General features: G+C 65.3%; 17 protein-coding genes, 1 tRNA gene and 2 pseudogenes. All 20 read right to left on the bottom strand.

Annotation, left to right across the window (positions count from 1 at the left end):
- Positions 1-122: 122 nt before the first annotated feature.
- The 20 genes and pseudogenes from AC0L7U_RS01725 to AC0L7U_RS01630 all read right to left on the bottom strand — a co-directional run bounded on the left by AC0L7U_RS01725 (position 123) and on the right by AC0L7U_RS01630 (position 16,118).
- Positions 123-380, bottom strand: coding sequence for a hypothetical protein (locus tag AC0L7U_RS01725; RefSeq protein WP_473693319.1), 258 nt, complete (start codon positions 378-380; stop codon positions 123-125).
- On the bottom strand, positions 377-1,051 hold the full coding sequence (locus AC0L7U_RS01720; protein WP_473693317.1) for a YcbK family protein: 675 nt from the start codon (positions 1,049-1,051) through the stop codon (positions 377-379). Before AC0L7U_RS01720 ends, AC0L7U_RS01725 begins: the two co-directional genes overlap by 4 nt.
- Positions 1,052-1,124: 73 nt before the next feature.
- The gene (locus AC0L7U_RS01715) at positions 1,125-1,415 is read right to left on the bottom strand and encodes a DUF6127 family protein (RefSeq protein ID WP_473693315.1); all 291 of its coding nucleotides are present in this window, start codon (positions 1,413-1,415) and stop codon (positions 1,125-1,127) included.
- Between the two features lie 20 nt (positions 1,416-1,435).
- On the bottom strand, positions 1,436-2,512 hold the full coding sequence (locus AC0L7U_RS01710) for a DUF2793 domain-containing protein (protein ID WP_473693313.1): 1,077 nt from the start codon (positions 2,510-2,512) through the stop codon (positions 1,436-1,438).
- Positions 2,513-2,520: 8 nt separating this feature from the next.
- A complete protein-coding gene (locus AC0L7U_RS01705) occupies positions 2,521-5,259 on the bottom strand; it encodes a baseplate multidomain protein megatron (RefSeq protein WP_473693311.1) in 2,739 nt (912 codons plus the stop codon).
- A 1,235-nt stretch (positions 5,260-6,494) separates the two neighbouring features.
- Complete coding sequence (locus AC0L7U_RS01700) at positions 6,495-6,941, bottom strand: NlpC/P60 family protein (RefSeq protein ID WP_473693310.1); 447 nt, start codon at positions 6,939-6,941, stop codon at positions 6,495-6,497.
- Positions 6,938-7,795, bottom strand: a pseudogene (locus AC0L7U_RS01695) (DUF2163 domain-containing protein); the annotation flags it as partial. The gene AC0L7U_RS01700 and the pseudogene AC0L7U_RS01695, both read right to left, overlap by 4 nt.
- Positions 7,796-7,818: 23 nt before the next feature.
- Positions 7,819-8,446, bottom strand: a pseudogene (locus AC0L7U_RS01690) (phage distal tail protein, Rcc01695 family).
- The gene (locus AC0L7U_RS01685; RefSeq protein ID WP_473693308.1) at positions 8,446-10,260 is read right to left on the bottom strand and encodes a phage tail tape measure C-terminal domain-containing protein; all 1,815 of its coding nucleotides are present in this window, start codon (positions 10,258-10,260) and stop codon (positions 8,446-8,448) included. Before AC0L7U_RS01685 ends, AC0L7U_RS01690 begins: the two are co-directional and overlap by 1 nt.
- 47 nt (positions 10,261-10,307) lie before the next feature.
- Complete coding sequence (locus AC0L7U_RS01680) at positions 10,308-10,862, bottom strand: hypothetical protein (RefSeq protein WP_473693306.1); 555 nt, start codon at positions 10,860-10,862, stop codon at positions 10,308-10,310.
- The gene (locus AC0L7U_RS01675) at positions 10,855-11,013 is read right to left on the bottom strand and encodes a DUF7697 family protein (protein WP_473693304.1); all 159 of its coding nucleotides are present in this window, start codon (positions 11,011-11,013) and stop codon (positions 10,855-10,857) included. The genes AC0L7U_RS01680 and AC0L7U_RS01675 overlap by 8 nt, the downstream gene beginning before the upstream one ends.
- Before the next feature lie 49 nt (positions 11,014-11,062).
- Positions 11,063-11,518, bottom strand: a complete 456-nt coding sequence (locus AC0L7U_RS01670) for a hypothetical protein (RefSeq protein ID WP_473693302.1) — start codon at positions 11,516-11,518, stop codon at positions 11,063-11,065.
- Positions 11,518-12,456 (bottom strand): phage tail tube protein, encoded by a 939-nt coding sequence (locus AC0L7U_RS01665; RefSeq protein WP_473693300.1) that lies wholly within the window; start codon positions 12,454-12,456, stop codon positions 11,518-11,520. Before AC0L7U_RS01665 ends, AC0L7U_RS01670 begins: the two co-directional genes overlap by 1 nt.
- A 24-nt stretch (positions 12,457-12,480) precedes the next feature.
- A complete protein-coding gene (locus AC0L7U_RS01660) occupies positions 12,481-12,900 on the bottom strand; it encodes a hypothetical protein (protein WP_473693298.1) in 420 nt (139 codons plus the stop codon).
- 53 nt (positions 12,901-12,953) lie between these two features.
- Positions 12,954-13,658, bottom strand: a complete 705-nt coding sequence (locus AC0L7U_RS01655; RefSeq protein ID WP_473693296.1) for a hypothetical protein — start codon at positions 13,656-13,658, stop codon at positions 12,954-12,956.
- 221 nt (positions 13,659-13,879) lie between these two features.
- Complete coding sequence (locus AC0L7U_RS01650; RefSeq protein WP_473693294.1) at positions 13,880-14,518, bottom strand: DUF6441 family protein; 639 nt, start codon at positions 14,516-14,518, stop codon at positions 13,880-13,882.
- Positions 14,515-14,826, bottom strand: a complete 312-nt coding sequence (locus AC0L7U_RS01645) for a head-tail joining protein (RefSeq protein ID WP_473693292.1) — start codon at positions 14,824-14,826, stop codon at positions 14,515-14,517. Before AC0L7U_RS01645 ends, AC0L7U_RS01650 begins: the two co-directional genes overlap by 4 nt.
- On the bottom strand, positions 14,826-15,161 hold the full coding sequence (locus tag AC0L7U_RS01640; protein WP_473693290.1) for a DUF2190 family protein: 336 nt from the start codon (positions 15,159-15,161) through the stop codon (positions 14,826-14,828). The genes AC0L7U_RS01645 and AC0L7U_RS01640 overlap by 1 nt, the downstream gene beginning before the upstream one ends.
- A 77-nt stretch (positions 15,162-15,238) precedes the next feature.
- Entirely contained in the window at positions 15,239-15,925 is a 687-nt protein-coding gene (locus AC0L7U_RS01635; RefSeq protein WP_473693288.1) for a phage major capsid protein, read from the bottom strand.
- 103 nt (positions 15,926-16,028) lie between these two features.
- A tRNA-Ser gene (locus AC0L7U_RS01630) sits at positions 16,029-16,118 on the bottom strand.
- Between the last annotated feature and the right edge of the window lie 35 nt (positions 16,119-16,153).

Genomic DNA, 16,153 nt, shown 5'->3' with positions numbered 1-16,153 from the left:
AGTCGCTTATCATTTCCACTACGGCTGATCCGTCTGGTAGCAAGGCCAATTCCTCGGCTGCCATTGCCTGAAACTCCCGACTGTACTCCGGGATCGGCGGGCATACTGCCCCGCCACCTGTCTCAAAACCCGCCGTCGCGCAGCCGTTCAACCAGCTCGTCGCGATCACGAGGACGGCGAGCCGCCGCTTCCAGCATCCGGCGTTGGATTTCATTGGCCTTCTCCCTGGTTTCGAGGCTTTCCGTCAGGCGACCCATGCGCTCGCCGGAGCGGCGGATCGACAGCAGGAACACGACGATGGCGACAGCCATAGCTCCGTAACGCAAAGCGGCCCGCGCCGATGGTCTGGAGGCGATCCAGCCGAAAATGGTCGCGATCATCTCTTCCCCCGTTTCCAATCATCAAGCCGGGCATAGATCGCGACCGCGATGCCAATGAGCGCCAAAGCAATGAACACCCAGCGAAGCGTATCCAGATAGGGGACCAGCGGCAGGACGGCGGACTGGGTCTCGGCAAGAACACTCTGCGCGACCTCAACCCCGGCTGCGCCCAGCGTCGCCACTCCGGCCGCTCCGCCACCTTTCATGGTCCGGCTTTGCGCAAGCACCTCGCGCGCAGGCGGAGTGTCCTCGGCGAAGGCCGTCGCCCGGACCGGGAACCGCTCACCCCACTGGCGCGCAGGGCCGAGATCGACATGGATGAAGCCAGACCGCGAGTAGAAGCCGAAACCGAGAAAACCCACCGCTCGTGCCGCTGCCTCGAACGCCACCGGGTCTTGGTTCGCCATGGCGATGTCGAAGGCGGTGCCTTCGAGGTGCTTCGACCGCGTGGCACCGCCAACGGCGCGGTTGTGCTCGGGGCTACGATAGGCGGAGCGGACGATCAGCGGCTTGCCCAGCCGGTCACGCAGCGCCTGCAGCTTGTCGAGCGCGGGCTCGTTGATCAGCAGTTTGCCGGTGCCGCGGCAGGCAATTTCGGCGGGCGAGAAGTTGATCCAGCGCCAGGTATTCCCCGGCACGTCGCGCCAATGGTCGTAAAAGGTCGTGGTCATGATGTCCTCCAGAAACGAAAAACCCGCCTCGAGGGCGGGTGCGGTTGGGTCGATGAATGGGGATGGTGAGCGGCTACGGGCCGCTGCTAAATATCTTGAGTTTGATCGCGATCCCGGCCAGCAGCGCCAGCATCACGCCTGTGGTGATCATGCGGACGGCGGTCTGCATCGCGGTGCGTCGCACAAGCCGGATGCAGTCGAGCAAGGATCGCAGGTCGCGGATATCGAGCGCAGCCTCTTCACCATCGAGGCCGACATCGGCGAGCGCGCGCTTGGCACCTTTCTCGGCTGCCCGCGCCAGCGTTGCCTCGAATTCGGCGTCGGGCATGCGGACGAAGCCCTGATCAGATCGGGGTGGTGTCATCGAGATCCTCCTTCCGCCGCTCAACCGGCCTTGTAGCCCCAGAAGGACGTGTGGTCGGCGGCGAAGTAGCCGTCCGCGACCCGGAAAAACCCCTGCAGCTCGACGGTATCGCCCGCCATCAGCGGGACCATGGTCTGCAGCCAGATGGCGGTGGCGAGCGAGACGTGGGTCGCGGAGATTTCTCCGAGGGATCCGCGGATTTCCGTGGTCCCGTTCAGCACTAGCCGCCCGCGCATGCGGGCCGTGGCGCTGGCGTTGATCTTGTAGAGCAGCGTCGCGCCGAAAAGGTAGGTGCCGTCCACGGGGGCGACGAAGTGGTTGTTTGCTGCATCGAACGCGCCCTGGTCGTTGTAGTCGGTGTTGTTCAGGCCGATCTTCGTCCAAGTCCCGACGCCCACGTAGTTGTCGTAGTTCGTGTACGCCTTGAACCGCGGCAGCCGGGGCTGGTCGACGATGCCGCTCGTGTTGTCGACGCTGAGCCCGTCGAAGAAGGTGCTGCCGTCGGCCGAGACCGCGAGGCGGAAGCGGTCGGAGCCGAAGAGCCCGACCAGCGCCTTCGTCACGAAGCCGGTCTGGAGCGTAAGGCCGAGATCGTCGGCTGCGGCCTCCTTGTTCATGGTGTAAAAGAGATCGCCGGTGCCGCCCTCGGCCACTGTCTTCGCCGTCCAGAGCGCGGCGTTCAGCTTGGCGGAGAACGGATTGGCGGCATTGGCGGTCGTGCCCAGCCCCAACAGCGCTAGGTTCTGCAACTCGTTGGGCGTGGTACCGATCCAGCCAGCACCGTCGTAGACCAGCAGCAGACCTTCGTCCTCGACCCAAGCACGCCAGCCGGTCCGCGGTGGCAGGCGCAGCCATGCACCGTCGGTGAACAGCGCCACGTTCAGGTCCCAGCCCGCCCAATCGCCCGTGCCGCCGCTGGCTACGATGTAACGGTCGCCATCGGCGGGACTTCCCGGTGGCGCTGTCAGATCGCGGTCGAGGACAGAAAGCTGCACGAGCCCGTCGAGCAGTCGCAGGGCCTCGTTGTGGGTGACATGCTTCTGGGACTGCGCCGCGAGGATGTAGGGCATTAGCAGTTTAGTCGTGGTGTCGGACATAGCGGTCCTCAGAGTTGGAGCGTGACGGTTCTGCCCCCACCCCGCCCGATCAGGGCTGAGAGCTGTAAAATGCGAATATCGAGCGTGTCGCCGGGTCCCAGCAGCGAACCCCAGTCGGCCGTTTGCTGGGCGGCCGTGTAGATCGCGCTGGTCGTGGTCGTGCTCAGCACCCGCTTCACTGTGGTGCCGTATAGGAGCTCGAACTCGTAGGCCTCGGTTTCCTCTGCGAGCGGCGCGTCGACCGCGCCCCAGCTGTCGGCGGAAAGCGCGCGGGACCTTCGTGTCCAGCGGATGGTCAGATCGCCGGGCGTGCGCGGCCTGCGCCATGGCTGCTCGACATGGGCGACGGAGAACGGCCGCAGCCCGACGCCCGCAGGCGTGAAGGTCTGCGCCACATAGGTCTCGTCGCTGACAGACCGGCTTGCCGGGCCGATGCGCCAGTTCCACGGGATGCCAAGATCGGCTTCGGCGATGGGTAGCGTGGCTAGGCTGTCGTCAAGCACGACGACGCGGGTGCCTGCAGGTGCCGGGTCGCCCATGGCGCCCTCGGTGCCGCGCTGTCCTCGCAGCAGCCGCGTCAGGTTATAGCGGCCCGGCGCGATCAATTCGGCATTCCCTGCTTGCAGGACTTCCCAATTGCCGGTCGCACTCTCGATGGCCAGCGCGTTGGCCCCGCCGAACAGCGTCAGGTCGGTGACGCTTTCCAGTGTCCCGGTCAGCAGATCGATCACCAGCGCATTGCCGAGATCAAAGCGCGAGGTCGGGCCTGCGAAGAAATCCGAGACCAGCGTCCCGATCCGGGCCCGGCCGCCAAAGGTCGTCAGCAGTTCAAACCCATCCGTTGACGGGCTACGAAACACTGCCATCTCGCCCGGCCAGGGAACGGCATGGGCGGCAATGAACGGCCGATGCGCGGGCTGATCCTCAGTCAACTGAGGCAGGTCCAGAAACACTTCCTTGGGTGCGCCGAACACCACGGCCTTTGATAGAGACGACGGTCGTGGCGATCCGGGTGGCAGGTCGTGGGCTTCCCGGTCCTGGCGAACGGCCTCGATCCCGCGTGCTTCAGCATCCGCGATGGAGACGAGCCGCAGTGGTATGTGCCGCCCGTCATGGGCGAGCGTGACGACATCGGCCGGATCAAGCGCCAGTCGCGACGGCGGCAAACGAAACGCCGCTGTTTCTCGCCCGGTCCAAGCTTCCATCAGTGCACGGCGGCAGCGGCGCTCGGCCTCCTCTGGCGGGACCGCCATGGGAAAGCTTTCCGAGGCAATCCGCGTCGTGTCCACGGTGATGCGCCGCGCCTCGACAAGGGCGGCGTCGTAATCCTCATCGGCGCGTGCCACCTGCCATTTGAGCGCCTGCGGCAGTTCGGTCTCCTGCGCGCGGGTGAGTTCCATAACGTCGCCCTCGCGGGCCGCGACCAGATCATCGTGTGTCACGCTGGCCACGGCGGCACGTCCGCGCATGATGAAGCGGATGACGCCTTCGGTCTCGACTGCGTCGAAGCCGAAATGCCGCGACAGCGTAGTGATGGACGCTCGCGGGGATTCCAGTGCGCCAATCGCATAACCTTCGAGCGCACCCCAGAGACCGGTGACGTCGATCCGAGCCTCGTGCATTCCCGCCCGCAGGCAGAGGTGGCGGACGAGCGCCGCCAGCGACACCGCCCCGAGCCGTCCGGTCAGCCAGTGACCGAGTCGCCAGTTCGCGCCGTCCGTCCAGATGTCGGTCAGCGCCGGGAAGAAAGGATAAGGCCGCGCGTCCCATGTCCAGGCGGCGCATTCGGGGACGTGCACCATCCGGCTGCCGTATACCGAGGACACCGGGTTGTTCGCGGCTTCGCCCCACCAGAGATATGTCGCCTCGAGATAGGCACGCTGGATGGCGTCGTCGCGCCAGCCCCGCGAGAAATGCGGCGTAAAGCTCTCGGACGACTTCGGGTCGAAGAAGACGTTAGGCTGGTTGGTGCCGCGGTCGATGGCCGGACACCCAAGCTCGGTGAACCAGATCGGCTTCGACTGCGGCGCCCATGCCGTCGGCGTCCCGCTTTCCACCCCGCCCGGGCGGTCGTAATGCGCGTTTGACCACCAGGCGCGCAGATCCTTGTAGCGGAACACCCATGGCTTGGCCGCCGCACCGTCTGTGATCGGCGTGCGGAACTGCGCGGACCGGTCGGCGGCGCTGGCATAGAACCAGTCGAAGCCTTCGCCGCCTGCGATGTTACTCTGCAGATAGCCCCGGTCGTAGATCGCTGGGGCCAGCGCCGCATCAGCATGATCAAACCCGTCGCGCCAATCCGACAGCGGCATGTAGTTGTCGACGCCGATGAAATCGATCTCCGGATCGGCCCAGAGCGGATCGAGGTGGAAGAACACGTCACCGCTGCCGTCACCCGGCTGGTGCGCGAAATACTCGCTCCAGTCGGCCGCGTAGCCAATTCCCGTACCAGACCCAAGGATCGAGCGGACATCGGCGAGCAGGTCCCGATACGCCTGCACCGCCGGATAGGTGGACGCGCCCGAGCGGATCGTCGTCAGCCCCGGCATCTCGGTGCCGATCAGGAAGGCGTCGACCCCGCCCGCTGCGGCACAGAGATGGGCATAGTGCAGCAACATGCGCCGCAGGCCCCAGTCGCCAGATGGCCCGGTCCACGAGACAGACTGGCCCGAGACGCTGAAGCTCGCGGGCGTCGCCGCGCCGAACAGCGCCGCGACCTGGCTTGCGGCCGTGGTGGTCTTGTCCACGGTCCCTGCGAACCCCGCTGCCGGAGAACAGGTGATCCGGCCGCGCCAGGAAACGCGGGCTGGCCGGTCTCGGCAGCGTTGTCGGAATACGGGTTCGGCAGGGTGTTGCCCGGCGGCACATCCATCAGGATGAACGGATAGAACGTGACCCGCAGCCCGCGCGTCTTCATCTCCTGGATCGCCTGCACCACCGCGAAATCGGCGGGCGTGCCGCCATAGACGGGGCGATCCTGATCGTCACGGCTGACCAGAAAGGCATTGGCGCGGCTGACGCCATTCACGGACCATGCCGACGGCGTGGTCGATTTGGCCGACACCTCGACGCCGGGCCGCACCTTGCAGGAGCCCGCGCGCAGATCGTCGCCGAACCAGGCAACGACCAGCGACACGCTTTCGACTTTCGGGGCCATGGCCTGCAGTCGGTCCAGTGCCACCACCATGTCGGCGGTGTCGGTCAGTGCGTTGAGGTTTTCGGGCTCAAACGACCCGCCGCTGCCCTTCCGGATGCCCTGCGTGGCATAGGCGAACTCGCCGGATGCCGGGATCATGGTGACCGCCTGCGTGAGACCCTCTGCCGTGTCCGGATCAGCCAGCGGGCGGAATACCTCGAAACTCAGTTGCGGGATGCGGTTGCCATAGTTACCGAGCGGCAGGTCCTCGAAAACGACATAGGCGGTGCCACGATAGGCGGGCGTGTTGGCCGCGCCCATCTTCGCGGAAATGAACGGATCGGCCGTCTGACTCTCATCGCCCGGATACCAGCGCCGGGTGATCCCGGCGGTGTCCAGCAGCTTGCCGTCGGCCCAGATGCGGCCAATGCCCGTGATCGGTCCCTCGCACAGTGCGACCGCAAAGGAGGCATAGTAGAAGTATTCGGTGGTCTTGACCTTTCCGCCACCCCCGCCGCCCTTACCACCACCCTGCGTGGTGGTCTTTGTCTCCTCGCGAAAATCCGTCGCCCAGACGATATTGCCACCGATCCGCATGCGGCCATAGAGGCGCGGGATCACCGCCCCTTCGGTGGCCGAGGTGATGCGCAGATTGTCCAGCCGCGCGCCTTCGATCCGCTGGGTTGGGGCCAATGACGAAATGATCCAGCTGTCGACAACCGAGCCAATGGTGGAGCCGATGAAGCCACCGATGGTGGCGGCGCTGACGCCGAGGATCGCGCCGCCAATGCTGCCGCCAATGGCAGCGCCAGCGGCACCGAGAACAAGTGTGGCCATTTGGAAATCTCAGCGCTGCGGGAAAAGGAAAGCGAACGCGATGCGCCGCCGCCAGGATGGTGTGAGTGGTTCTTCGATGACGCCGAGGCGCTCGTAGGCGTGGAGGAAAGTGGATGGCCCGGTGAGGATGCCGACATGCTTGGCGATGGCGCGGGGCGTCATCCGAAACAGGACCAGCGCGCCGGGACCGGCCTCTGAAGCTGAAATTTCCGACATCATCCGCCGCGCGCCCTCGGCCAGAACCTCGCGCGGCCCGGTCTCGCCCCAGTCGCGGCTGTAGGGCGGGATCGGGAACGGCTCTGGACCCACAACCTCGCGCCAGACGCCACGGGCCAGCCCAAGACAGTCGCAGCCGATGCCGCTCAGGCTCGCCTGGTCGTGATACGGCGTACCCAGCCAGCCTCGCGCGACGGCGATGACGTGTGCCGGATCAGTCGGTGCGAGGGATTGCGTCACAACACACTTCCCTCATGTCCGCCATCCTTTGTGGCATAGCGGAGCACGGCATCCTGACCGGGGATATGCGGGAAACCGCGAAAGTTGGAGGTGTTGGCGAACTTCGCGTCGCAGGTCTCGATGCGCTTGTCGCAGCCAGCGCGGATGGTGAAGGCATCGCCTTCGCCAATGGATCGAACCGGCGCCTCGAGCAGGGTCAAGATCGCCACGCCATCCGTGACGTCATGGCCCAGCACCTCGGTTCGCCGCCCGGCGTTCTCTCCGCTGGTCCAGTCGATGGTACCGAAGGCGAACCAGCCGGCTTCGAAGCTGCCGAGCCCGGAGGCGGTGAAGGCCCGGTCTCGCAGGAGATCGATGACGCCGCCTGTGCCCTTGAACGCCGGATCCTCCAGATCGACGCCGCAGCGCGCATCGCCGAGCGCGGCATCGCAGGTCGCCTGAAAGGTCCGCCCGACCGTCTGGCCCAGCACATGCGCGAGCGAGCGGACCTCGGCGACGAAGGCCAGCCTCCCACGCCGGATCTAGCCGATGGCCCCGCGCCGCATCAGCACGCGATGGCCGGTGTCTGCCCAGTTCACTCGCCAGACCTCGACCTCAGCGTTGTCCCAGCGGCCGTCGAGAATGTCGGTCTCGGTGATCCGCTCCGAGGACAGCACACCTTCGGCGTCCTGCGCGTCGACCGAGAGGTCCGAGCCGGAGCGCACCTCGGAGGCGGTCAGTCCGCTCTCAGGCTCGAAGTCCGTGCCATCGAAGCTCAGCGTCCGGTCGTGATCGGTGAAGCCGAAAGTCACGCCATCGGCCCGCGTGATCCGCCAGCACCATGCAAGCGTGGTCGTGCCGTCGTCGAGATGGGCCTGCAGGTCGGGGTCGAGCGACTTCATCGTCGGATCTCCAGAAGCGGAATGGAAGTGATCGAGCCGAGGCGCTCGAAGTCGAGCGTCACATCGAGCGCGTCGGTGTCGAAGCGGACTGGCACGTCGAAGGCGAAGCCCGCGGTGAGGACGGCGCCCTCGGCGGGCGCGCTGTCGAAGGTGACGACGCCGGTGGTCGTGTCGACAGACCAGCCGGTGGGCTGCTCCGCACCGTTGAGGGCGACGCGCACCGTGTCGGCGACCGGCTTGGTGATCGTGCGGGTCCAGGGTCTGGCCGCCGGAAGCATAGCGTTTGACCAGCTGGAAGGCGGTCGTCGCGCCGTCGCCGGTGCCGATCGCCTGATCGGTGGGCGACGGCGTGCCCGAAGGCAGGCAGGACTTGTGGTCGCCCCAGTCCTTGAAGCGGAAGCCATGCAGGCGACCGTTTCGCGCCTCGAAGAAGGCGACGACCGCAGCGAGATCGTCGGCGCGGCGGATGCCGTAGGCGACGTCGTAGCGGCGGCGGCTATTCGCCCAGCTGGCGTTGCGTTCCTCGTCACCCGAGGCAAGCTCGACGATCTGCGTGCGCCGCTCCGGTCCGCCGCGCGCACCCCGGCTGATGTTGTCGGGAAAGCGAACCTCGTGAAACGCCATCACATGCCTCTCCGCCCGAGCGACACGGCGCGGGCGATGTCGGCCGCGACCTGTGTGCGGGACTGGCGGAAGCTCTCGGCGTCGCGGGCCATGATGGTGACGTTGACCCCGCCCGCGCCGTAGGCCTGCGCCTCGCGGCGGGACAGCACCCGCTCCCCGCGCTGGAGGATCGCGGGCACCTCGTCATGACGAAGTCCGGCCATGCCGCCGCCATGCATGCGCGGCGCGGCGGCGAAGGCCATGGCCGGGACCATGCGGGACGACCCCGCGGACCCAACCATCCCGCCCGCGTGCAGGATGTTCGCGAAGATACCGCCCGCGCCGCCAAGCGCGCCGGAAAGCGCATTGGCGATCGGCCCGAGGATAAACCGTCGGGCCGCAAGCTTGGCGAGATCGGCCAGCAGCGAGGCGACCAGATCGCGAAAATCCAGCTTGCCGGTTTTGACGAAGTCGCCCACCGCGTTCTCGGCCGATTGAAACGCGCTGACGAGGCTCTGTCCGATATCCCCGCCGATCTCGCTGGCTTTGCTGGCATAGTCGGACAGCGCCGCCGTGACCGCCTGCCAGCCGAAAACGGCGGCGTCGGTGTCTGGTACGGCGGCAGCGGCAGCAGCCCCGGCCGCAGCACCTGCACCCGTGGCCGCCTGTCCGGCATCGCCAAGCGCCGTCTCCAGCCGCTCAGCCGCGCCTGTGGCCTCGGTCAGCGCGACGGCACTGGCCTCGTTGGTCCCACGCACCGCGTCGCGCAGCGCCTGCCAGCTGGCGAGCGGCGCACGTGCCCCCTCGGCGAGATCGCGGGCCGTGGCACGATATGTGTTGGCCGTGACAAGCGCAGTATTGGCCGCCGCGGTGAGCCCGAGATCGGGTGCGGAAAGCGGGTTGTCTTCAAAAGCACGGTCGAAGGCATTCTGTGCGGCGGTGGTCGCGGCAGTTGCTGCGCCCTCAAACCGGTTCTCGATCTGGCCCAGCTCGAGATCGGGGATGATCGAGATACGCCGCTCCGACCCGAGCGCTTCCAGCCCCTGATTGATCCCGCCGATGAATGTGTTGATCCGAGAAACAACGCTGTTCAGCATCGCTTCGACACCGTCGATCAGGCTGTTGGCCGCCTGAAACGCGAGATCGCCGATGGCGGCGGGCAGCATTCCCCAGATCGCCTTGATCGCCTCATAGGCACCCTCAAAAGTGTTCACGGCCGTGTTGCCAAAAGCCACCACGCTCTCGATGGCGCTCTGCATGCCCGAGGCTGCGTCCGCCTTCAGGTCGAAGAACATCACCGTGGCCGCAGCACCCGCCGCAGCCGCACCCATGCGGATCCTCTCCCAGACCTCGACGGCGAGATCTTTCAGGAGGGACATCGCTTCGCCGAAGCCGCCCGCACCGGAGACGAGGCGGGTGAACTGATAGACGAGCTCGCCCGCGCCGACGATCAGCGCGCCGATACCGGTGCGGATCAGCGCGCCGCGCAGGACGACCAGCGCCGTGGCGAGACCGCGGACGGAGAGCGCCGCGGCGGCCATGCCAGCCACCCAGCGGCCCGCGAGGAAGGCCGCGAAGGTGGCGGCATAGGTGGTCAGGCGGCCGATGTTGTCGAAGAGACCGCGGATCGCGATACCGAGCGGGCCGGTGCGGCTGACGACCGCCGCCATGGCGTCGGCGACGGCTTCCAACGCCGGAGCCACGGCGACGGCGAGCTGGTTCGACAGCCCGCGCCAGATCAGCCCAAGCCGGGAGATGGCGTCGTTCGTGCGCTCGATCTGGTTGGCATCCTGCTCGGAGACAACGACACCGAAGGCGAGGACATCCTCCGTCATGCCTGGCGCAGCGTCGCCGTGTCGATCCGGCTCATGGCGATGGAGCCTTACTCACCGAAAAGCTGGCCTGCCACGGCAGCGCGTTCGGCAGCGGGCACAAATTCCTCGATGGCGGCGTTGATCGCGCCCACCCTCTGGTCCAACGGTAGAGCAATCAGGTCAGTGGCAGACAATCCCAACCGGTCCAGCGCATCAGCGGCGGGACCGGTCCCGGCGGCCGCCTGACTGAGGCGGCGCGTGAGGTCCTTGGTCGCCTGTTCAATGCCGGACATGGATACGCCCGCCAGCTCGCCCGCGCGCTCGAGGGTCTGGATCGAGGCTACCGTGGTACCAAGCGATTGCGCCAACTTCGCCTGCGCATCGACAGTTTGAAGCCCCGAGCGAACCATTGCGACGCCAGCAGCAGCAGCGGCGGCCACTGCAGCGGCAGCGGCAATCCGAACCCGTCGCGAGAACGCCGCAAGCCGAGTGTTGGCTGCCTCCATTTCCCGGCTGAGCCGTCCGAAGCCGCGCGCTCCGGCTTCGCCGACACCTTCCAGTTCGGCGCGCACCTGTCGACCGCCCACAGCTGCAAGGCGGACGGAGACGCGTTTCTCAGCCATTCGAATGATCCATCTGTTCGTTGAGTTTCGCGACCATCACCGCTTCGATGACGGGCAGCAGCTCGGCCATGGCGAGGGGCGGGATTCCAAGCGCGCCCCCAAGGGCGAGCGCGGCCGACATATCCCAGCCGATCACAGCACCGGGCAGCACGCGGAGTTGACCACCGAGGCGACCTACGAGGTCCCAGACCTGCCAACCCTCATGCGTAAGGGGCCGGTTCAGCCTCGATGGGCAGTCTTCGCACGCTTCCGCGCAGGCTTGGCAGTATCGGTCGCCCCCGCCGAAGGACCACTCGGCAAGGACGCGGAGACGTTTTTTCCTGTTCCAGCAGCAGGCCTTTGGAGACGTAGGTCAGCTGGAAGGCCTCGAAAATCGGCCAGATATCGAGAAGCGCGTCGATGGCATCGGGGCTGTGATCGATGGGATTGCCGTCCGCATCGCCGATGCCCTCCCAGGCGAGCACCGCCCGTCGCGCCAGCGCCTTGGCAAAGGCAACAGCCCGCTCTTCGTCCGAGGAATCCTCGGGTACCGCTTCAACGGCAGGATCATTGCGGGTCGCCACCATCAGCGCAGTGTTCAGCGGGCGAAGTTGTACCCGAACACCCGGCGCAAGGTCATGCCAGCGCGGCGCGTTTGTCAGATCGAGCGTCAGCATCAATATACCTCAATGTCATTGATCAGGGTGGCTGTGCACATCCGCCCGACAATGCTGTCGCGGGCGGCCTGCCAGTCGAAGGTCGCCTGCACGCCCTGCGGACCGGAGATCTCGATGCGGGGGCGCGGCAGGTAGACGGCGTGCACCGTGAAGGTGAAACTCTCGCCCGAGGGCAAGACGTAGGCGAACTCAAGCTCGCAGGGATCGCCGTTGATCGCCTGTGTCACCAGCGTCTGGTCCGCGAAACGGACCTCGATGGAGCCAGTCAACGCAGCGATTGACGGGTCTGCCCCGTCGATGCGACCGTCCGAGCGGATGGTCTCGATGCGGTCGAGGTTGTTGGCGTAGGTGATGTCGGCCGAGACGACGTTGCCGAGGGCGGAGCCGTTGCGGGTGATCGCCCCGTTGAAATGACCGAAGCGCTGCAACTCGAGAGCGGCGGGCGTGCCTGCATTCGTCGTCGTGCCCACCGTCTCGCCCTGCGCCACCAGCCGGGCCGTTGCGGTCAGCAGGCCAGAGCGCTGCATTTGCCAGTTGATCTGGTCGAGCACGCTGCCGGAATACATCGCAAATCGGGGCACCTCGGGCATGCCGGTCTCGATGGACATGCTGGGCAGCGTCCAGGACCCTGACTGGAAATCATGGGTCCAGGGGCCGGTGCCGGTCGTGGTCGGGTCACCAAAGGCAGCCTTCAACCAGAACCCGAAGGCCTCGGCATCGAGCGGCACGACAACATCGCCGTCCGCCGTAACCGCATCCTTGATCGGCGCCAGCGGATCGCGACCGTAGCCCAAGAGTTCGGAATTGAGCAGCGGTTGCTCTGCGCCGAGCGAGGTGCTGGCGAAGGGCATCTTGGTGAACCCGCCCACGGGCGGCGTTCCATAGGTAGTCTCGAACGCAAGCGCCATCTGCGCCCGCGCCCCTTGGGCTCGTGCCATTGTGTTCTCCTCGGATTGTCGGGGTCAGCCGAGCGGATCGGCCGTGGAATGGTGCAGCACCGCCAGGATGACGGCGGCCTTCAGGCTGGCCGCGCCCTCGACTGGCAGATCGACGGGACGGGGCGCTTCCGCCTCGACCCAGTCGCACAACCCGCCCAGCGTGCGGTCGGCGGCGAGCGCCGCGCCGATGCTGGCGGTCAGGGTATCGAAGGCCGCGTCGCGGTCGGTGCCCTGCACGACGGCTTCGATCTCGGCGCGGTGCTGGTAGTGGTAGCGCAAGGGCGACAAAGTCACCTCGGGCTCCCCCGGCTCGCCGTCGCGCAGGATCAGCAGCCCATCGGCCGGGACGCGCTCGGGCAGCACCTCACCACGCAGGGCCGTGGCGGGCAGCGCCGAAAGCCGCGCGTGCAGCGCGGTGAGGATTGTTTGGCGTGGGGTGGGCATTTGGAGGAAGTAGCCTTCTAGGTCGCCCGATGAGCTCAGAGCAGCAGCAGGACTTACGACTTCTCGTTTTTAACTGAACTTGTTGACAAAATCAGTCGCCATACCATGCCATTTTCGCCAGAAACTAGATCACGGCAAACTTCATAATCTGATCGATTCATTTCATCTATATGCGCCGCTCGATTCCGAAATTTCGACGTCAGGGTGTTCAGAGAGCTGTGCAAGCCGCTCGGTTGGAGCATCCAATTCGAGCCAGGCCAATCGGCGAGCAAACCAAGAAATACGGAGATGAGTGGGCTTTCTTCGCGGCGGGCCTGACTATGAATGACTGTTTGGAGGAAATGTGCAAAAACACCAATCTCGGGCGGCTTCCCGTCCGACTTGGCGCAAAATTTTGCGACCCGTCCAATGTCCTTGTCTTTTATGTCGTCGCTCAGCGATATGCCCACACTACGCTTCGCAAGCGGCATCATGATCCGTTTTACGATCTCAACCTCAACCGTCTTACACAGGCCGATTATCGCAGGTGACCATTCAAGTTCTGGATCCTCTCCCAAGCTCTCAGAGAGCTTCTCACTCGTCGCGAGAAATCTTACGGCTTCTGGCGTAAGTTTTTCTAGACGCGCATCCCTTGCGAGAAGGAGTCTCTCTTCCCGCTTGACTGCATCAGCATCGACCAGAGATTGAAGAGCTTCTACAAGCTGATCAATTCTTTCTTCATCCGATCCAGACCCAGCCTTGATCTCGTAGATCGACAACAGTCTTCCATAGCAGCCGTTACACAACCTCTTATCCCAGTCGCCGAGATAAACTGTAATCAGCTTCGATTTCTTTGAGGTTCCGCAGCGAACACAGTCGAAGGCAGTTGCTTCCTTGAATCGGTACTGTTGAACAGGCCCCCTCGGCGGGTACTTCTTGATGGCAGTAGAGGGTACAGGCTGCATGTGTCGCCAATGTGATCTATCGAGCATGCACCATACTACAGTCGGGCTACGTTTCCCTCCACCCATTTTGCGACGATCAATGCCGGGGTGCTGTCGAGCGCTCGCTCGGCATCCCGCGCCAAGTCCAACCTCTTTGGAAGCTTGACCTGCGGTACCAGCAGGAAGATCGGCGCGGTGACTTTGCCACGCCCGGTCTTCGAGCGGGACACGACCGCTTGGCCCTTCGTGTTCAGCCGCCCCTCCGCCACCAGCAGGCTCGGCCCATTGCGGCGATAGATAAACCGCAGGCGCAGGCCGCGTCGCCGTTCCCATTCACCGGGGGTGACCCGCCCGCCGCGCGTGGACTTACCTGCCGCAGGCAGCGGGATTGCTAGCCAGAACCCATCCTTGGAACGGATCAGTGGGCCGGTATCATGCGCGCCGACAATCACCGGCGCTTTAGACCAAATCAGCGCGGCCGCATCGAGGCTTTCGCCCGACCTCGGGAAGTTCTGGTTGCGGATCGAGTTGGCTAACCTTCGTCCAAGCCCCGCGCCAGTAATCTGTGTGCGCCAAGCCGTCTTCAGCCCGGTTCCGGCCTCACGCATGGCGGCCGTAACTGCGCGCTCCCCGGCCACGACCTCGGCTGCCATCATGGCCACGATGTCGGGATCGATATCGAGTTTGATCTTCACGCGGGCCTCAGGTCCACGGCCCAGACCAGCCGCTCGCGATCTCGGACGGGCTCGCCCTGGATGAGGAAGGCGTCGCCATCGATTTCCAAGCGGTCGCCCGGACGCGGGGCCAGAACCTCGGTGACGCGAAGGTCGATCCGGGTGGTTTCCGACCAGAGCCGGGCATCGCCGAAGTCGGAAATGGCGTCGGCCTGCCGGGAGACGACGCGCACCAGCACGGGCGCGCCGCCATCGGAGGTGTAGACCGCCTCTCGGCCGATATTCGGATCGGCGAACAACGCATCCAGAATGGCGGCAAACGCTGTCATCAGAAGCTCGCGTTCAGGCGCACCCGGCCGATCAGGTCACCCGCGCCGCCTGCAACAGCTTCGGTGGCCACGCCGATCAGCGTGTTCGCCGTGGCGGTCTTGGTCGCTTCCTTGTTGGTGTTGTCCCAATAGACCTTGTCACCGGCGGACCAGGCTTGGGAGGCGACCTTCTTCAGATCGAAGATGCCGACAAGCGCGGCTTCGATCGTCTCGGCATTTTCGGCGTCCCCTGCGGCCACGCCGAAAATGGAGCCGACGAGCAGGCCGTCGCCGGATGAGACCGCATAGGGCGCGGTAAGCGTGATGATCTTGCCGGGCTGGACGTAGTTTTTCATTATGAGATCCTTTGCAAAAGCGAACGGGCGGCCCGATTGGACCGCCCGTCAGAGGTGAGATGTCTGGGATGGCCCGGTTATGCGCCCGGGTTCTTGTAGAGGCCGCGCCAGTCGATGGCCTTGGCGCCGAAGTCGAGGCGGCACTTGATCTCGACGCCGTCGACGTCGAAGCCATTGCGCGTCTCGATATAGGCGCCCTGCTGACCCTCGAGATAAGCGTACTCGATGGTGTCGATCTGGTTCGGACTGGCCGCCAGATACCAAGCGGTCTCGCTGGCAGCATCGAGCCGGGGCTCGCTTATTGGTGCCAACGTCCGGATCGACTGAGGCACGACGTTGGAGGTTGCGGCTGGCACGAGGTTTTGGGCAACCATCTGCTCGGCCTTCAGTTCGAGCGATGCGGGCACGATCAGGAAAGCGGGGCGAACGTTCAGCACCGTCTTCTTGTCGAGACCGGTCTGCTTGGCCATCGCCGCACGGGCCGCGCCCACGGCATCGACCGCCAGCGCTGCGCCGGTCCCTGCGAGGTTCTTGTGGTTGGTGTGGAACAGGGCGTTGCCATCGGCCATCGCCGGGTTGGCGGTGATGATGCCCCAGACCACGTCCGACTCCAGCTGCGCGATGGAGTTGCCGTACATTGCCGGGATCCGGGTGAAGGCGTCGAGATCATCGTTGATCAGCGTTTGGCGGGTGATCGCGACCACGCGGCCATAGGTGTTCGCCCAAACTAAGACTGAGGGCCATTCTGAGCCCAGCTTTGGCAAGGCGGCGCGTCTATGAGGTTCGGTCGGTTCCCGCAAACCCCTTTGATAACACGGAAAAATCCGTGCCCGTCAGGGCGGTGTCACTGGTTCGTCATGGGGATAATGGCGGAAGAGGTGGGATTCGAACCCACGGAACGGTTCCCCGCTCGCTGGTTTTCAAGACCAGTTCCTTAAACCACTCGGACACTCTTCCTGTAGCCCCCGTTTCCAATCTTGCTGCTTAAATGT

This window comes from Roseibium sp. 10G30-5 (assembly GCF_055809635.1).
This window is presented reverse-complemented; position numbering and strand designations above follow the sequence as displayed.